Origin of the sequence: Streptomyces sp. DSM 15324 (genome assembly GCF_001514285.1) — a bacterium.
Lineage (GTDB): Bacteria > Actinomycetota > Actinomycetes > Streptomycetales > Streptomycetaceae > Streptomyces.
The window spans coordinates 1-16,195 of record NZ_KQ949050.1 but is presented as its reverse complement, the minus strand read 5'-3'; the positions used below and the strand labels follow the sequence as shown (position 1 = coordinate 16,195).

At 69.6% G+C, this 16,195-nt stretch carries 15 protein-coding genes and 2 pseudogenes; 8 read left to right on the top strand and 9 right to left on the bottom strand.

All coding sequences use genetic code 11. The features are described 5' to 3' along the window. The 3 genes from AQJ58_RS39935 to AQJ58_RS39925 all read right to left on the bottom strand — a co-directional run. On the bottom strand, nucleotides 1–519 hold a 519-nt coding region (locus tag AQJ58_RS39935; RefSeq protein WP_067259532.1), incomplete at its 3' end, for a TetR/AcrR family transcriptional regulator. Nucleotides 520–653: 134 nt separating this feature from the next. Then, nucleotides 654–1,139: an SRPBCC family protein gene (locus AQJ58_RS39930; protein WP_067259531.1), complete on the bottom strand. Its 486-nt coding sequence runs from the start codon at nucleotides 1,137–1,139 to the stop codon at nucleotides 654–656. Between the two features lie 35 nt (nucleotides 1,140–1,174). After that, a complete protein-coding gene (locus AQJ58_RS39925) occupies nucleotides 1,175–2,524 on the bottom strand; it encodes a flavin monoamine oxidase family protein (protein ID WP_234360473.1) in 1,350 nt (449 codons plus the stop codon). A 233-nt stretch (nucleotides 2,525–2,757) separates the two neighbouring features. Between AQJ58_RS39925 and AQJ58_RS43685 the strand changes: the two genes are divergently transcribed. After that, a complete protein-coding gene (locus AQJ58_RS43685) occupies nucleotides 2,758–3,474 on the top strand; it encodes a hypothetical protein (RefSeq protein ID WP_159056418.1) in 717 nt (238 codons plus the stop codon). Nucleotides 3,475–3,622: 148 nt separating this feature from the next. Here AQJ58_RS43685 and AQJ58_RS39920 read toward each other — a convergent pair whose 3' ends face one another. From AQJ58_RS39920 to AQJ58_RS39910, 3 genes are all read right to left on the bottom strand, one after another. Beyond that, on the bottom strand, nucleotides 3,623–5,443 hold the full coding sequence (locus AQJ58_RS39920) for a hypothetical protein (protein WP_067259527.1): 1,821 nt from the start codon (nucleotides 5,441–5,443) through the stop codon (nucleotides 3,623–3,625). Between the two features lie 91 nt (nucleotides 5,444–5,534). Continuing rightward, complete coding sequence (locus AQJ58_RS39915) at nucleotides 5,535–6,005, bottom strand: trypco2 family protein (RefSeq protein WP_159056417.1); 471 nt, start codon at nucleotides 6,003–6,005, stop codon at nucleotides 5,535–5,537. 945 nt (nucleotides 6,006–6,950) lie between these two features. Then, on the bottom strand, nucleotides 6,951–7,286 hold the full coding sequence (locus tag AQJ58_RS39910; protein ID WP_067259523.1) for a GNAT family N-acetyltransferase: 336 nt from the start codon (nucleotides 7,284–7,286) through the stop codon (nucleotides 6,951–6,953). A gap of 313 nt (nucleotides 7,287–7,599) precedes the next feature. Here AQJ58_RS39910 and AQJ58_RS39905 point away from each other — a divergent pair, with 313 nt between their 5' ends. Then, nucleotides 7,600–8,241: a uridine kinase family protein gene (locus AQJ58_RS39905; RefSeq protein WP_067259521.1), complete on the top strand. Its 642-nt coding sequence runs from the start codon at nucleotides 7,600–7,602 to the stop codon at nucleotides 8,239–8,241. Nucleotides 8,242–8,575: 334 nt separating this feature from the next. Here AQJ58_RS39905 and AQJ58_RS42205 read toward each other — a convergent pair. After that, a pseudogene (locus AQJ58_RS42205) lies at nucleotides 8,576–8,862 on the bottom strand (lamin tail domain-containing protein); the annotation flags it as partial. Nucleotides 8,863–9,214: 352 nt separating this feature from the next. Here AQJ58_RS42205 and AQJ58_RS39900 point away from each other — a divergent pair. The 3 genes from AQJ58_RS39900 (at nucleotide 9,215) to AQJ58_RS39890 (ending at nucleotide 11,922) form a co-directional block, all read left to right on the top strand. Continuing rightward, nucleotides 9,215–10,150, top strand: coding sequence for a TIGR04222 domain-containing membrane protein (locus AQJ58_RS39900; protein ID WP_067259519.1), 936 nt, complete (start codon nucleotides 9,215–9,217; stop codon nucleotides 10,148–10,150). A 32-nt stretch (nucleotides 10,151–10,182) separates the two neighbouring features. Beyond that, nucleotides 10,183–10,881 carry an SMI1/KNR4 family protein gene (locus AQJ58_RS39895; protein ID WP_067259517.1) on the top strand — a complete coding sequence of 233 codons (699 nt, stop codon included), beginning with the start codon at nucleotides 10,183–10,185 and terminating at the stop codon, nucleotides 10,879–10,881. Between the two features lie 324 nt (nucleotides 10,882–11,205). Beyond that, complete coding sequence (locus AQJ58_RS39890; protein ID WP_067259534.1) at nucleotides 11,206–11,922, top strand: ferritin-like domain-containing protein; 717 nt, start codon at nucleotides 11,206–11,208, stop codon at nucleotides 11,920–11,922. Here AQJ58_RS39890 and AQJ58_RS45590 read toward each other — a convergent pair. Next, nucleotides 11,884–12,120 (bottom strand): annotated as a pseudogene (locus tag AQJ58_RS45590) (DUF4158 domain-containing protein); the annotation flags it as partial. The gene AQJ58_RS39890 and the pseudogene AQJ58_RS45590 overlap by 39 nt on opposite strands. A gap of 8 nt (nucleotides 12,121–12,128) precedes the next feature. Between AQJ58_RS45590 and AQJ58_RS44140 the strand changes: the two are divergent. Together AQJ58_RS44140 and AQJ58_RS44135 are read left to right on the top strand one after the other, a co-directional pair. Next, nucleotides 12,129–12,707: a helix-turn-helix domain-containing protein gene (locus AQJ58_RS44140; RefSeq protein ID WP_234360474.1), complete on the top strand. Its 579-nt coding sequence runs from the start codon at nucleotides 12,129–12,131 to the stop codon at nucleotides 12,705–12,707. 956 nt (nucleotides 12,708–13,663) lie between these two features. After that, on the top strand, nucleotides 13,664–13,816 hold the full coding sequence (locus tag AQJ58_RS44135) for a hypothetical protein (protein WP_199844804.1): 153 nt from the start codon (nucleotides 13,664–13,666) through the stop codon (nucleotides 13,814–13,816). 2 nt (nucleotides 13,817–13,818) lie between these two features. On the opposite strand, the gene AQJ58_RS39880 is transcribed toward AQJ58_RS44135, so the two are convergent. Then, nucleotides 13,819–14,055 carry a hypothetical protein gene (locus AQJ58_RS39880; RefSeq protein WP_067259514.1) on the bottom strand — a complete coding sequence of 79 codons (237 nt, stop codon included), beginning with the start codon at nucleotides 14,053–14,055 and terminating at the stop codon, nucleotides 13,819–13,821. Nucleotides 14,056–14,445: 390 nt separating this feature from the next. On the opposite strand from AQJ58_RS39880, the gene AQJ58_RS39870 reads away from it, so the two are divergent. Further along, on the top strand, nucleotides 14,446–15,483 hold the full coding sequence (locus AQJ58_RS39870) for a hypothetical protein (protein ID WP_159056416.1): 1,038 nt from the start codon (nucleotides 14,446–14,448) through the stop codon (nucleotides 15,481–15,483). Nucleotides 15,484–16,195 lie beyond the last annotated feature (712 nt).

Sequence of the window (16,195 nt, the reverse complement as noted above, 5' to 3'; positions counted from 1 at the left end):
GGAGAGGTGCTGCATCGTCAGTCCGTCGAAGCCGGCCTGGAAGAACCTCGCGATCGCCTCGGCGGGCTGAGCGAGCCGGTGACCGGTGCGTTCGGCAGCCTGCTCGACCTGCTTCGTCGTCACCGCCAGGACCTCGCCGTGGTGGCTCTGAAGAGCCTCCTTCAGGTGTGGCGTACGCAGGGCGAGCATGCTCAGCTCGGTGAGCAGCTGATACGACGCGGGCTGTTCGAGCACGGTACGCCAGAGTGCTTCGGCGAGCGTGACGATGCTTTCCTCGAAGCTCACGTCCGTGGGCGCGGCCCGTGTCACCTGGTCGACGAGGTCGTGCGTGAGCTGTTCCATGACGGCCCGGTACAGCTCCTCCTTCGTGCCGAAGGTGTAGTGCACGGTCGCCTGTGCCACGCCGAGCTCGGCGGCGATGGCGCGGGTGCTGCCGGCGGCGACGCCCTCCCTGGCCATGAGGCCGATGGCCGCCTTGATCAGTTGCGGGCGGCGCTCCGCCGCGGATACGTGAGCCATGAAGCGATCCTATCCGACTCAGTCTGTCGAACAGGTCGCTCGACAAATCATCGGTACGTGATGAGGGCCGCTCATGGGCGGCGGCCGGTCGGACCGGCGGACGGGCCGCCGGCCCAGGAGCATGTCGCCGCCAGTCAGCGAGCGGTCCTCGACGCCTCGGAACGGAGCAGGGTGTTGAGGTTGGCCATGGAGGTGCGCATGCCGGCGCGCATCGCGGGCTGCTGTACGGAGTCGAGGAGCAGGCCCAGCGGACCGAGGCCGATGGTGTACTCGACCTGGTAGAGCATCTCCGTCGCCTCCCGGCCGTCGGCGGTCTGGACCGGGCGGAACTCGAAGATGTTGGTGATGTCCTGGAGCGGGGCGAATCCGGTGCCGGTGTCGACGCGGCGCTTCAGGGGCACGATCTCCACGACGGTCCAGACCGAGTCGGTCTTGAGCGGGCCGAGGGTGCGGGTGCGCTCGGAGTAGGTCTTGCCGATGGTGGCGACGCCGTGGTGGTCGGTGACCTCGATGGCTCCGGCGACCCACTCGGCGTACCGGTCGGTGCGGGAGATGACGTCCCAGACCCGCCCGAGGGGGGCGTCGATGACGGCGGTCTCGGTGACGACGAAACGGTTCATGACAGGGTTCCCTTGCTTGTCGGTGCTTCTTGCGCTCAGTTCTGGTGGAGGAGCAGTTCGATGGCGGTGTGGCGGCCGGAGCGGACCGCGCCGTCCATGTAGCCGTTCCAGTAGGGGGAGAACTCGGCGCCCGCCCAGTGCACGCGGCCGTGGGGGCGGCCCATCCACTGGCCGAAGTCGGTGAGCACGCCGGGGGCGGCGACGGAGGTGGGGCCGCCCTGGGTCCACTGCTCGGCGGTCCAGTCCTGCTCGACGTAGTCGACGGTGTCGAAGGCACGGTCCCCGACGACCTGGGCGAAGCAGCGCAAGACGGCGCCTCGGCGCTCGACGGCCGGGCGGTGGGCCCACTTGCGCCATTCCCGGCCGCCGAGGAAGCCCATCAGGACGCCCGGTCCGCCGTCGGGCGGGGTGTTGTCGAACATCTCGCGGATGGGGGAGCCGCCGCGCAGCAGGCCCATGCCGGAGAGCCCGTCCTCCCGCCAGAACGGCTTGTCGTAGACGGCGACGCACTTCATGAGGGTGCCGAACGGCAGCCGCTGGAAGAGCTGGTCCTGCTGGGCGGGGAGCAGCGGGTCCCACACGATCCGCGAGGCCACCAGCGGCGGTACGGCGACAATCACTCGGTCGGCCCGCCAGTCACCGCCGTCGGAGACCACGGTGACACCGGTGGAGTCCTGGCTGACGCGTCGTACCGGCGCCGACAGATGGACGCGGCCGTCGAGTTCTTCGGCCAGGCGCTGGGCGACGAGCTGTGAGCCGCCGACGAAGCGGCTGTCCTGGGCGCCCCCGGTGGTGCCGGTGCCGCGCTCCATGGTGCCGGGGTGGGTCTCGTTGCCGAACGTCGAGACGTACCAGAGGCTGAACAGGGCGGAGGCGTCGCGGGCCTCGCCGCCGTAGGCGGAGTTCAGGAAGAGGCTGATCATGTCGACGGCGTCGCCGGTGATCTCGGCCTTGCGCAGCCAGGTCTCGTAGGTCATGGCGTCCAGCTCACGGGCGTTCGGGGCCTTCCACGGGGCGGCCGGGTCCACCTTGGCCGCCGCCTGGCCGACACGGGCCAGGGCAATGCCCATATCCGGCAGCGCGAGCAGGTCCGGCGGGGTGTGCCCCGTGAACCGCTTGGCCTTGCCGTCGTTGACGTAGACGGCCTCGCCGGGAATGGCGGCCTGGTAGGTGTCCACGCCGACCTCCTTGGCCAGCGCCAGGATGCGGTCCTGGGTCGGACCCACGTACTGCCCGCCGATCTCGGTCACTTGCCCGTCGCCGAGGTCGTGGTTGAGCAGCCGGCCGCCGACCCGGTCACGGGCCTCCAGCACGGCGACCGACTTGCCCGCCGCGACGAGCTCCCGCGCCGCGGTCAGACCGGCCAGCCCCGCGCCGATCACCACTGGTGCCGGAGTTTGCGCATGCAGCCTGCTCTCGGTCGTAGCGCCCGCCTGACCTGATGGCTCGCGTGTGAGAGCCGAGTAACCATCAGGTTCGGCGGACGTCCGGTTTCTGCGAACGAATCCGTTGTACTACAGCCGAGAACCCGCAGCTCAACGCTTTGGCCCTTGGCGATAAGTTGTGGACGAGCTGGCGACAACTGGTTGACAACTTGCCTTTTTTGGGGGGAGCGATCTTGGCCAAGCGACGCTTAGGAATTCCACTGGCGCCACCGGGCCCGCAGTTCGACTTCTTCGCGCTTATGCAGGAGTTCGTCCTGAAGCGGGGAGACCCTTCCTTGGAAGCGATGCGGAAGATGACAGGTTGTTACTCGCGTCAGGCTCTGCATAAGGCGCTCAGAGGCCCAGATCTTCCGAGCCGGCGCCTGGTAGACGTGCTCGTAAACGCTCTCTTCGAGAAGAGGAGCGATGGGGACACTGACGTTGACGAAGAGGAGCGTAAGCAGGCCGTCCGGCGGGCTCTCGATGCCTGGGAGGAGGCCGTGGGTGAGAAGACTGCACGAGAACGTGGCGGCCTGCCGCGCGCAGTCGCCTCAACCGAGCCCGAAGCAACCACTCGGAGGCTGCCGAGTAGCACGCCTGGTGAGGCCGCCATACGGCTCACCGACGAGTTCAGGCGGACCTACGAGCTGGCTGGACGCCCACCACTGAAACAGATCGCCTTCTGGCTGGAGGAACGTGGCCATCCGGTGGGGATGAGCTCAATCAGCGAATGGCTGAATGGCAGAAGGATTCCCCGAGAGGCCGAGACGGCCATCGCGCTCGTAGAGGCCATGCGAGACAGATCCTTCCACTACGGTGAATCGCCACTTGATTCGGCATCTAGGCAAGTGGTGACGCAGTTATGGATGGAAGCCATGCGGGAGAAGCAGTCACGCCGGCACGACAGTTGATCAATAGATCGTTGCAAGGGCGGCTGCTGCGGCCCAGTGCGGCCATGCCGCCGAAAAAATGCGAAACACGAGACGCTGAGCTCCTGACCAGCAGGTTTCACAGAGGGCTACGGAACCCGAAAAACGTCGAAAAAGTCAATATAGAGCTTCATGCCTGGATGGGGTCGATCTTCTTGTCCGGGTGGGCGGCGGCTATTTGGTCGCGGTCGCGCTGCAGACGCCGAAGACACGGATGAGTCGGATCGGGTCGGCGGTCTCCCGGGCTTCGTCGAAGAGCCGGTCCTGCCGAAGCTTGCCTGCCCTGATGCCCGCTCGCTCGAACGGGTTTGACGACTTCCGCGCTGACCAGGGGCTGAAGGTCGTCGACCGCGGTCTGCCTGCTGACGATCAGGTAGGGGTTGGTGCAGTCGGGCCAGCGCTCGACGCGCTCGATGATCCAGGCGGTCACCGGGTCCATGGTGAGTTCATCGAGATAGACGACGTGATCGAGGCGGCCGGGGCGGCGGACTCGCAGCTGGCCGCGGGCCCGGTAGGGGTCCTCCAGTCGCAAGCGGCGGATCTGGATCATGGTGAGGGCATGGACCGCTGACAGCGCGACGTTCAGCTTGTCGCGGAACCCGGGGACCTTGCCGAGCAGGCCCCGGAGGCGGTCCGAGGGCAGCGGGGTCGGCAGGTGCCGGGCAACGGCCAGGGAGACCCTGCGGGCAGGGTCTTGGAAGATCAACCGCTCACGTTTCAGGGCCCGGAACATCGAGCGGAGACCGACGTGGAGGCCGCGGGCGGCGGTTCCCCGCCGTGGTCTGAGGACGTCCTCGATGTGCTTCTTGGTGATCTCCCGAGGGTCGCCGATCCCTGTCGTGTGCCAAGCCTGCAGCGTGGGGGCGACGTCGCGGACATAGCGGTTGGCGGTCTCCGGGGTGCGAGGCAGGCTCGGCTTGCTGCCCTGCCCGGTCAGCACATCGATCCAGGCATGGACCGCGTCTCCGTATGCCTTCGGCAGACCGTCCGCGGTTCTGTGGGCTGCGGCAACGTGCCTATCGACCGGCTCCTCGACTGTGAGGAGGCCTCGTCGCCGCAGGTAGTTGATGACGCGGGCGCCTTGGTGGTTCGAGCTGAGGGCGGCGACCGCCCGCACGTCTCTTTCGGGAATCGGACTGTCGACGCCGAGGTGGGCAACCAGGACTCGCAGAGTGCGGGTGCTGCCGCCCAACTGGGCTCGCGCCCAGCCACGTTGTTCGATGATCTGCTTCCGCAGGGCTGCGCGCGGCTGGAAGGCGGTCGCCAGCGCGGGTGCCCGTCCGAGTTCAACCGGCCAGGACACCTCCGGGGCCAACGGATCTCCGCGGACAGCGCGGACGGTTTCGAGGAACGGCCTTCCGCCGCCGTGTTCCGTGACGAGCCGGACGAACCCGGCGTCCGCCAGCAGGGGACCGACGGGGTAGGCGTACTGGCGGAGCCCGCCGTACGCCTCGCTGACGACGCCGACCAGGCGGCCGTGGCAGAACACGGCGGTGCCTGAGGCGCCCGACCACTGCTGCTCCGGGGCGGCCGACTCGGGTGGCCAAGCACCGGTGTCCAGGACCAAGGCGTCCAAGCCGTCGGTGGACACCGGTGAAAGCTGCCCGCGGAGGTGCTCGACCGGGTTCTTCAGCGGGCTGCGCCCCGTCAGGTCCCGGGGGTCGGCGAACCGGGGGAACCCGAAGCCCTGGTACGGGAGTTCGGTGATGCCGGTGATCCGGCCCCAGCGCACCGGCGGTGCGGCTCCCGCGGTCACGGGCACGTCCAGCAGGAGCAGGGCCACGTCGGGGGCGCCCCCGGACACGGGGCCGGGCCGGGACCAGCAGATCCGGGCCCCGCGCCGGACCGGCGGCGATAAAGGCGCGCCGGTGCGCGGATCACCCACCTGTACCTGGATCTCCGGCAGCGGGGTGCCGTCCCGTTCGGTGACGACGTGGCGTGCGGTCAGCACCAGGCGCGGCCCGAGGAGCCAGCCGGAGCACTCACGTGCCCGGGACGGAGGCTGAACTGCACCAAGGTCAGCCGGGCCAGGTCCTGCTCGGTCAGGCCCATCGGGGCGCGTCACCTTCTCCAGGCGGTGCGCGGCCCCGCGTCGCCCTCGGGGCGGCATGCGGCGGGATCGTCCCGTTCGGTGTCCCATGCCGGCGCCCCCTCCGCGTCGTCGCCCCCGCTCCGCCCGAGCCCCAGGCGGAGCCGATCCGGTGCTCCTCCCGCTGGATCTCAACCGGGTCGTTCGTCGCGTCGTCCCGCACGTTCAGCACGAGCACCAGCTTGTGGGTGCGGCTCTGCCCCGTGGCCCCGCCCGCCTCGGCCCCGGCCGCGCCGATGGACAGCTTGGCCTTGCCCGTGGCGTCCTTGCGGACCTGCACCTCCAGGTGCAGTTCGGCTTTCTCCACCTCGAACCGGAACTGCTCCCCCCGGCCCTCGTCCTGGGCCCGGTACAGCTGCCGCCGCAGGTCCTCCAACGCGCTCGCCACGTCGTCCTTGTGGTCCACTGCTTCCCCACCGATCAAGCCGATCACCTGACGAACCGGCGCATCCGGCCCCGATCCTGCCCCTCCCGCCCGTCCGACACACCCGGAACTCACGGCCCCGCACGGCCCTGCCATTACCACCGCGCTGACGGCGGCACGGCTCGGCTGCCCCGGCGACGCGCAACACCAGTGAGCGCGCCCGATCCCCGGCTGCGTCCGCGCCGCCCATCCCGCCCCTTACGTGGTCTTGGAAGCCTGGCTGGACGCGTTCGACCGGATGTTCTGACGGATCGAACCTGCGGTGTCTGTTCGACTACGTCCGTCACGGCCTGGTGACCGGCGCCGGCATCTGCCGCGTGACGCCGGGCTGGGGGCGGATGATCGCGTCTCCGTCTACGGAAGGGGGCCTTGAATGCTGGCCAGGTTGAAGGGGGCTGTGACGGCAGTCGTCGTCGCGGGGGCGCTGCTGGCGCCGGTGGCGTTGGCTTCGGAGGCAGCGGCGGCGACGTGTGCCCGGCACACGACCGGGGTGTGCAAGGCCAACAGCCCTCATCCGCGCGGTGCGACGGCGAAGTGCAAGACGGCAGCTACTCCTACAGCGCGCGTGAAGTACTGGTACCGGTAGGACCTGTACTTCGCGTCCCGCCCCGGCCAGGGAGCCGAGGCGGGACGCAGCGCATCCGGGCCGGCGGTGGCCCGGAGCGGCGCGGTCCGGGGCTTCCGAGTCACCGCTGTCAGTGCGTTCCGAGAGCGCCCGGGTAGGGGCGTCCCTCGAGGTATGCCTGCATGTTGACCACGATGCCGGCGATACGGCGCGGCCCCCAGGAGGCGACGTCCGCGTTCACGGGGGCCGCGGTCGTGACGAAGTTCAGGATGAAGGCGTCGCGCAGGAGCAGGTAGGGCTCCAGGAGGCGGCATCTCCGCGAGGAACGCGTCCACGCCCGCCCAGGCCGGCGGGGACGTGGACCTCCCGGACGATGTCGATCAGGTCAGGGAACCGGCCCTCCCGGCGGCGTCGGTGGAGGCCGGCAGCGCCTGCAGCAGGGCCAGGCCGACGCCCCGCGCGTGGGCGACGGGGTCGACGTAGACGGAGTGCTCGACCACGCCGGCGTACGCGCACCGGTCGGAGGCCGGCACCGGGGTGGCCCAGCCCAGCAATCGGCCGGTGTCGTCGAGGGCGACCAGGTGGTGCTCGGCGAGCCGGGTGGAGTAGAAGACCTCCCGGGTCGGGGCGACTTCCTCGAAGGTGGCCGCAGCACTGCCGATGCGGTTCTGCCGGGGCCCGACCGGGCGCCTGGGCGTCGTAGAACCGGCGTACACCGGCCGCCTTGAGCCGCTTACGCTGCTTGGCCGGCTCTGGGCTTCGGCTGCCGGGGCCCCTTCCAGGTCGGCTGCCAGCCCGGCGGCGGCCTGTACGTCACGCCCGCGCTCAAGGACCGCTCCTTCTACACTGCAAGTCCGCGGCATCGCCGAGACCGGTGCGCAGGCCGGCCAAAGGTCGCGGTCCCGGCCTGCGCTGAACCAGGCCGCGTTTCCCCGCTTGTCATGGGCGATCACGCCGCCGTACATTCCCTGCACCCGGCTTGTCCGGCCGCTTCGTCTATCCCCTTTGAGCACATGAGGAGCGCCCGGTATGACGGGTGTACTGGCCGTCGCAGGCGGCACCGCATCCGGCAAGTCCACCCTTGCCGAAGCCCTGTCGCTGCAGTGTCCCGAGAGCATCGCGCTGGTCCATCTGGACGACTACTACGTGCCCGCGCACGACCCCCTGAGGGGCGTGTGGACGGTCAGTGCCGACGGGCACGACGTCCTCGACTGGAATCATCCAGGGTCGATCGACGAAACAGCGGTCGCACGCGCCATCGACACGGCACTGCTGCGCCCCGGCGTGCTGCTGGTCGTGGTCGAGGGCCTGTTCGCACTGTCACTGCCGTCCGTGGTCCGGCGGGCGGCCTGGCGGGTGTATGTCGACACCCCCGACGACATACGCCTGGCCCGCAAGATCCTCCGAAAGATCGAGATGCAGCGGCAGGACCCCCAATTGTCCCTGCGCAACTATCTGCAGACCGGCAGGGACCGCCACGCAGCCCACGTCGCGCCCTCCCGGGCGGCGGCCGATCTGGTCGTGGACGGGACCGCGAGCGAGGCGCAGATGCTGGCGGCCGTCATACCGCTGATCGGGCCGGCCCTCGCGCCGCCACCCGCAGCGCCCTCACAGGCACGGGGAGTGTGCGGTGTGACCCCTACCTCCGGAATCCCGGCGTTCGCGCTGTGACCCGCCCCGGGGCACCGGCCCCGGCGAGAAACGCCGCGTGATCACGCTTGCGGTAACACAGCCCAAGCCCCGGCGGGCTCGCGGCGGGCAGGTTGTCGGCGGCCGCCGTCGGCCTTGCGCTGAGCACGGTGGCCGAGCCGCTGACCCGGCCGAGCCTGACTCATCGCCCAGGGGGCGAGCTGAGTCTCCGCCCCATGCGCGCGCCAATCCATCTCGCGGCCATGACTTCCTCCGTCGCCCTCGATATGACCGCCGGAAGACGGCTGTGCCCGGGCACACCGCCCGCAGGCTGGTGATCGTCAGGCCGAACGTCACCGGCCCGCCAGGGGGGTGGTCAGTGGCGGCCGCCGTGGCGGCGGGAGCCCCCGGACTCCTCGTCGACGACGCGGCCGCGGGCGTTGCTCAGGGTCGCGGTGTCACGGTCGTTGTTCCACACGTAGGCGCGGCTGCCCTGGTAGAGGTCGGTGCGGGTGTCGTAGCCCTGGCCAGTGTGGACGCGGACGGCGGCGCGGCCGGCCAGGCGGCGCCGTCGAAGGTGTAGGTGTGGCCGGAGGCGTCCTCGAGGGTCCAGCCATCCTGGTTGACCGCCTGGCGGGTGGTGTTGGTCAGCTCCACCCACTCACCCTCATGGTCCGCCGCCTCACCCGCCCTCCCCAACCACCACGCACGTCACCGCACCCTGTCCAACCGGTGAAAGCGGCCGTCAAACCCACGCCCATACGCATCCGGAAGCAGACACAGACGATCCGGCCGGCCCCCACCAACCTGCGCTGATGAACCGCTCCGGGATCACGAGGAAGGCCCCCTCATACCCTGTAATCACTCCAAAGAGTGATCACACGACCGGGCCCGTCGATAAGGAACAAGCTCAACAGCGTTCAGTGCTCGACCAGGTCGTCCAGGTCCAAAGAGCTGCACGAGGCGGGGCGCTTGTCTCTTGCCATTGCCGGATCATGTCCTTGACACTGTCGAGATGGTCACTTGGTTCGCGTGGGCCGGTTACGTCCTGGGTTATGCGTCCCTCGTGGCGGGAGCCCTGGCGCTCGACGACAGGGTGCGCGCGAAGGCGGTCGCGGAGGCCCTGGCCCGCTACGAGGCGGGGAAACCGGATCCCGCCGACGCCGTGCCGGACGACGATCTCCGGCTGGGAATCCCCCGGATCGCCGTCCTCGTCCAGGGGGACGGCGGAACCCACAGTGCGTTCTGGACCGTGATCATCGACATGGTGGCACGTGGGATCCTGAAGCCGGGCACGACGCACGACGGGAAGCCGACCCTGCAGCGCTCGGCCGGCCGTCGGAGAGGGCCCTCGCCCGACGCGTCGGACACGGAGCAGAAGATCTGGTCCCTCGCGTACAACGAGAACCCCGTCGCCGTAGCCCCGCACAGCGTCACGCACCCGATCGCCCAAAGCCTGTACCAGGAAGGGTACTTACGGGGCAGAGGCGTGTTCGTCGACTTCAAGGCGCCTCGCCCTGTGTGGTCCTGGATGGTTGCCGCACTGAGCCTGCCGCTCGCCGCGCTCGTGGTGTTCCTGTTCCTTCACTGGCGCTACGCACTGATGGCGGGGTGGACGGCGCTTGCGATGGTCGTGGTCGCCTGGGTACTCACCATGCCGGACGACTACAAGCCCGCGGCGCTGCTGCTGCCCGTGCTGACGGAGCGCGGCGAGCAGGCGGTCCGTCAGGCGCGGGCGCGTCACGCGCATCTGGACCCTGCGAAGCGGACCGAGCCGTACGGTCCCGATGAGGCGGCGGCTGCCTACGCCGTCTTCGGCCTGGACGCGTACAACCACTTCGCTGCACACACGCCCGGTTTCTCCGCCGCGGTCGACGAAGGCACAGCCGAACGCCTACGGAACGAGGCCGCCGAGGAACGGCAGCGCACTCGAGGCAACTTCATCGGGTGAGAGCGCCGTTGCCCTGGCCTAGAGTTCGGTTCATGGGGGAGACGATGTGGAGTGGGGTCCGCGAGCGGGTGGAGGCGCTGGCCCGGGTGGACGAGGCACAGCAGGTCTTCGGGGCATGGGACCTGGCCGGGGGATCGGGTCATCACTTCCGGTTCGCGGATCCGCTGTCGGAGCCGGAGGTCGCCGAGGCGGAGGCCCGGTGGGGTGTCTCGCTGCCGGCGGAATACCGGAGCTTCCTGCTTGAGGTCGGTGCCGGGGGTGCGGGCCCTGGCTACGGGCTCAGCGTCCTGCGCCGGACGGACGCGGGATGGCTGTGGAGCAACGTGGACCGCCACCTGCGCCACGACTACCTGCGGCTTCCGTTTCTGACGGGGGAGGAACGGTGGCAGGTTCTGGCGGAGCACGAGGACAGGCAGCCACACCTGCCCGGCTTCGCCGACGAAGAGGCGTACTTCGCGGCATACAGCGCCTGGATGACCGCGGGTGACGAACTCTTCGACTGGGTCACGCGCGGTGCGTTGAAGCTCAGTCATGAGGGCTGCGGTTACTGCGACTGGCTCGTCCTGACAGGCCCGGAGAGTGGCCGTATGTGGGCGGACGACCGCCCGGGGGACGGTGAGTTCCGCCCCCTCGGCGAGCCACGGACGCCGGTCGGATTCGCACGCTGGTACCTCCACTGGGTGGAGGGTGCCGAGGCCGCCGCGCGTCGTCCGCGCCGCCGTCCGCGATAGGCGAAGCGTGCCGAGGAGCGCTGGCTGAACTCGTGTGCGCTTCGGGTCGGTTCAGCCTCTCCGGGACCCCGCCGCCCTCGGCACTCTACGCGCCGCCTGAGCCGCCTGGTGCCGGGCCCGACCGGCCGGAGGGACACCGGGGAAAAGGCAGGGGCTCCGGTGCCCCCGCGCTGCCGGTCCAGCAGACAGGACGCTCACAGCCGATCTCCGCCCGCCGCCTCGGAGGGCGGGTTCGAGACGGGAACTGCGCCACCCCCCGCCGCGTCCCCACGACCGAGGAGACCCCGCCCCGTCCAGGCGGGGCGGGGGATGGAAGAGAGCGGCATGAGTGCATCGGGATTCGCCGAATGGGCCCATCACTTCGAGACCGAACGGGACCGCCGCGCAGCCCGGCCCGACCCACGCTGGGAGGCGGGTGCCTCGCTGCCCCCGGCGGTGCGGGCGAGCATCCAGCGATTCCAGGCCGGCGAGGACGGCGACAGCTCGGCCCTGTTCGCCAAGGCGGACGCGGCGGGCGATCCGGAGTACGCGGCAGCCCTGCGGCTGTTCGTCGCCGAGGAGAAGAACCACGCGAGGCTCCTCGCTCTGCTGCTCACGGCGGGCGGGGCGACGACGCAGGCCGGGCACTGGAGCGACACGGCATTCGCCCGACTGCGTCGCGTGCCGGGGTTACAGACGGAGCTGCTGCTCCTGATGGTCGCGGAGGTGGTGGCCCTGCGCTACTACCGGGCGCTGCGTGACGGGACCGACGATCCGCTGACGGCGGAGGTCGCCGACCGCATCCTGGCAGATGAGGAGCGGCACGTCCCGTTCCACTGCGCACGGCTGCGCGCGTCGGTCGCGGAGCTGCCGCGCGCAGCCCGGCGGCCGCTGCTGGCGGGCTGGCAGGTGATGCTCCTCGGCGCGGTTCTGGTCGTAGCCGCCGACCACGGGCGGGCACTGCGCCGGCTCGGGGTCGGGCGAGGACGTTTCGTAGTGGACGTTCTGAGGTCGGGCGGTCCGGTGGTCGCGGCGATCCTCGGGACCGATGGCTTCGAATGAGAGGGTCTGCGTCCACGCCCGGCCGTGAAGGAAGGTGCGAAACCGCCGGGACCACTCCGCATCGTCGTACTCGTGGTACTCGTAGGCGTCCCGGATCTCCCACGCGTGCTCGTACGCAGTCTTCGGCCGCTCGGTGTACCGCTTCACCACCGACGGGTCCTCGATACCGAGCTGCGCGGCCAAATGCTCGACCACCGGCCGAACACCTGCGCCACTGGCGCAAGACGGCCGGCATCACTTACGAGACGCTGGCCCGCCGCACGGGGCTGTCGTCGGCCACGCTGAAGCGGGCCGCGTCAGGGACCGTCGTGCCCCAGCGCGCGACGGCCGAGGCTTATGTGGAGGGCTGCGGCGGGCAGGACGCGATGTGCGCCCACGCACGCGCTGTGGCGCCGGGCCTGCATCGAAGAACGCGGCCGGCCGGCACACGCGCCCCGGCCCGAACTCATCGCGGACGCAGCCGATTTGAGCCGGGCGCTGGAGAGGTATGGGAGCGGGCGGGCGCCCCGAGCCTGCGCCAGATCAGGGACCGCTCGGGCACCCCCCTCGCCCTGCCCATCAGCAGGGCGGCCCGCATCGTCAAACGCGACACCATCCCCGCCGACGCGAAGCGGCTGCGGGCCTTCCTCACCGGCTGCGACGTCCCGCCCGAGCAGCACGCCGTGTGGACGACCGCCTTCGACAAGATCACCAGTCCAGCCGCGGCCAAGCAGACGCCGGTCGACGAGCAGGCCGCGGCCAGGTACCGCAGCGGGAACGGGCCCACGAGCGCGAACAGCGGTTGAAACGGCTCATGGATCTGCTTCCGCCCATGACGGTTGAGGAGATCATCGTCAGCGGGACACAGAGTTACCTGGCCTCGGAAGCCGCCGCAACGGCACGACCGTCCAGAACTTCAAGCCGGACTTCTTGGTGGAGCACAACGGGACGTACGCAGTGTTCGAAACAAAGAACACCTCCAGCCCTGGACGCGGGCCGCAGGCTGGCGGGGCACGGAGGGCCTCACCGAGACCTCCCGGCAACGATGGCAGCCCCGCCGCACAGCGGGATCCCCGCCGCGAATCCGGCCTGCCCGCACCTCGGGCCCCGTCCCGCAGCCTCACGGGCTGGGCCCCGCACACAACCGCCGTGCCCAGCCCGCACGTCCCTCAGGAGCCGGGCTCAAAAGAGGAGGCGTGCCCGCTGTGCCAGAGCAGGGTCTTCGAAGGACGCAGTGCTGCCTGAACCGCAGCGACCGACCCCGTGCCGCCCCTCCACCCGCGCAGGTCGAGTGCGGGGCTGTCCTGCGTACCCGCCGCCACCAGAAGCCGAGGTCGCCATGCTCCGCCTTCCGGAAATGGCCCACACGGGCATCCCCCGACCCTGCCGGTGTCTTCCGCGTCGTCCCCGTCACCGGAGAGACGACGTCATCGCTGATCCGCCGTGTCGCTGCCCGCTACGGGCTCGAGGCGAAGGCGCTGCGGTCCTGCTGGCATTGGCGCAACTACCAGCCTGTGCACGACCGCGGGCCGACGCGGAGGTGCTGCTGAAGGCGCCCGGCTGGCAGGTACGTGCGGCGTCGGGGAGAACATGTTGGCGCGGGCATTGCCGTCCTGGGGCCAGGAGGACTCCAAGCTGCCCGCCGTGAAGGACGGAGGGCCGGCGGCTGCGTGGCGGGGCCAGCGGCGCGGTCGCCGGGCCGGTCGCCTTCGGCTGCCGCCTCTGTGCGGCCCGGCGTATGGGGACGGCCGTGCGGGAGGTGATGGCACTGGTGGAAGTCGCGCGGATGGATCCGCGGGCCTGGCCCGATGTCCGCGATCTGGGCTCGGTGGAGGAGATCCGGGAGGCGTTCGGGCGGCGGTGCTGGATCCAGTTCATGCCACACGCCGGTGCGATCGACATCACGGCGGGCTGAGCTCAGGGCTGTCGGCGGCGGAGGTCCTCGGACCAGTCCCGGAGCCGGTCCTCGAGGACGAGGTTGTCGCCGCGGCTGACGGTCCGGAGCAGCTGGGCGCACACGGTCGCTTCGGCGGCGAGGCCGGCCGGGCTGCCCAGGATGGGGAAGGCGGCGTGGACGCGGGCGGCGACGTTCGGCTGGAGGAGTGTGTAGGCGTAGAGGGTGGCGCAGTCGAAGCCCTGGGGGCCCTGCCCCATCCTTCCCAGTCGAGCAGCCGCAAGGGTGATGTGAGGTTCGCCCAGTGCAGGTCGGCGTGGGCTGTGGTCCTGCAGGTCACGGCCGGGGCCGGGATGCCCACGAACTCGGGGATCCTAGTCCTCAACGAGCTCGGCATCGACGATGCCGTCGCCGGTGTCAGCACGGCACCGACTTCAGCGCGACAAGAGTGCGCGCACAGAGGGGAGTTGATGCGCTTGCAGGCAAGGCGCGGGGCGCCCTGGTAGCTACCTTTTGCTCTCCGTGAGCGTGCCGAATCGGCATCGAGGTGCCCGACGCGCATTCAAGCCCTGGGCCTGAAAAAAACAGGAATGAGCATGATGAAGCCATGTTCCAGACAGAGACGAGCCACGCGAAGGCGTGTGCCGCGTGTGTTGATCTCGCTGCTTGCTGGTTTCGGTTTGACCGTAGGGTTGTCGGCGTCTCCTGCGGCAGCAACCGAAGGCATCTGGATCAACGAGGGGGGTCCCGCTCGCTCTCCTGAAGCAATGAGCGGAGCTTGGTTCCGCGGTGACCTGTATGAGGTTCTGCGAGGCGAGGACAACCGCATCTGGTGGCGGTTCGCAAACGGGGCATGGCTGATCATGCCGAATGACGGCAGGACCGCTCATCGGCCCGAGATGGTCACTGTTAGTGATCGCGACAACGGCACCCCCTATCTCGTGGTCTTCGTTGCCGGGTTGGACGGAGAGGTCTACTACAGCATCCTCCGCGGCGCTGACGGCAACCTGTGGACGCCATGGACGAGGATGCCTGGGACTGCTGGCGCCTCGGGAGCCCCGACTGTGACGTCCAGCAGTGGCTACACAATGGTGAACGTCAGAAGCAATGACCGCCTCACGGTGCAGGCCGGCGAGATGCACGCCGGTGTCTTCCGCTGGGAGGGCGGCTGGAGTCCGTACGCAAATCCTCGCGTCAGGGGCAGCGCCTCGATCGCGCAGGGCGCCCGACAGGTCGGACGCTGGAATCCGGTAATGCTCCCCTACATCGCAGTGGGGAACAACCGCCGTGTGTGGATCGCCCGCTTCCCCGCCGATAGCGTGGCTACCGCAAGGGCCGCGACGTTTACCGAGTTGCCGGGTGGTGGAGAGTGCGAGTCGGTCGCCATCGGACGGGGTGGCCCCGAGGAGCCGGCTGCAGACCCGAACAGCGCCGAGGGGCGCGCACAACAGAACACAGGCATTGCGTGCGTCAGCCCCAATGATCATGAGGTCTACCTCAACCGCTCCACCGATGGCGGGCAGAGCTGGTCGGGCTGGTCGCGTGCAACTGGCAGTTCCTCGGTCACGTACAGCGAACCTGAGGTCTACGGAGCTCCCGGCGGAGAAGTCTTCGCCTCCATTTCCTACCAGGGAGCCGAAGGCAACGGCGTCTCCCAGCACATGGTGTTCGTCAAGCGCATTCTGTGACCAGACGCCGTCAGGCGCGCCGCCTTCTGCACTACGGAAGACGCGGCCCGGCTGGCGACTGTCCTCGCCGCGGAACAGCGCGGGCTTCACCCGGATGAAGACCTCGGAGCCGTAGGGCCTTAAGCGCTCTACGGCCTCTGCCAGGAGCCGCTGGATCTCCGCTGCCTCGCTGTGGTCCCGCTCGGCTCGCCGCTACCGTCCATGAGTCGGCCCGGGCGCGTGCTGCTCGGATCTCGTCATCAAGGCCACCTATGGACGGCAGCGTATCTGCGGGACCTGGCGTGCAGTTGAGGGCGAGTTGAGACGCTGGGTCTGAACCGCTGATCTGTGAGCCTCTGTGACTGATGCCGGCCGGTGGGCCGAGTGCCTCAGGTAGCGTCATGAGCCAGCCATGTCGGCTCGGGATCTCCTCTCCGGACAGTTCCAGGGCACCCGCTTGGTCTCGGCTTTCCTGTCTTCCCGGAGCTGTGGGGCAGGTGGCCGACGAGCATCTCAAGGGCCAGGCCGTGGGTGGTGAGGTAGTCGGCGAGGGTGGTGAAGCCTCCCTCCTGGAGCAGGTGGCGGTCGCGCACGGGCGACTCGCGCGGGGTGTTTACTCACGGCTGTCTCGTGCTCCGTGTCATGCCTGCCGATACGGCCCGAGCCTGAATCCGCCAGGGGCTGTAAGAGATCCGGCCCGGCCGTACATCTCCCGGTTGACGGCCGTTGATGG